Source organism: Vibrio sp. 2134-1 (genome assembly GCF_033339495.1).
Genome location: NZ_JAWOUS010000488.1, coordinates 1 through 667 on the forward strand (window position 1 = coordinate 1; position 667 = coordinate 667).

Consider the following 667-nt stretch of genomic DNA (forward strand, 5'->3'; position numbering starts at 1 on the left):
GATAAGATCATGTGTCAGGTGTTTTTTATTGATGATGAAGCCGACCTTCGATTAGCAATAGAACAAACGTTTGAGCTAGCCGATATCGAAGCGACTTTTTTTTCCGATGCGGAATCCGCCTTGTTAGCCATGAAACAAAGCGACGAAGCTGGTGTGATTGTGACCGACATCTGCTTACCTGGTATTTCAGGCATGGACCTGTTAACCACGTTAGTTCAACGCGACCCAAACCTGCCAGTCATCATGATTACAGGCCATGGTGACATCTCTATGGCCGTAAATGCGTTACACCAAGGGGCCTACGATTTTATAGAGAAACCTTTTGCGCCAGAACACTTGGTTGAAACCGTAAAGCGCGCCATTGAAAGACGCCAACTGACGAACGAAAATGAGAAACTTCGTCAATCACTCAAAGCAAGCCAAACGCTTGGCCCCCGAATAATCGGTGAAACCACCAGCATCCAAACGCTGCGAGAAACCATCACCCACATTGCTGATACTGATGCCGATATTCTGCTGTTTGGCGAAACAGGTACAGGTAAAGAGCTTATCGCCCGCTCACTGCACGAACAAAGTTCTCGTAGAAACAATAACTTTGTGGCGGTGAACTGTGGCGCGGTGCCAGAAAACTTAATTGAAAGCGAACTCTATGGTCACGAAAAAGGCG

General features: G+C 46.9%; 1 protein-coding gene. It reads left to right on the forward strand.

Annotated features, from left to right (window positions below):
* Positions 1 to 9 precede the first annotated feature (9 nt).
* Positions 10 to 667, forward strand: a 658-nt coding sequence (locus tag R7R78_RS26795) for a sigma-54-dependent transcriptional regulator (RefSeq protein WP_225474697.1), incomplete at its 3' end; no start/stop codon positions are given.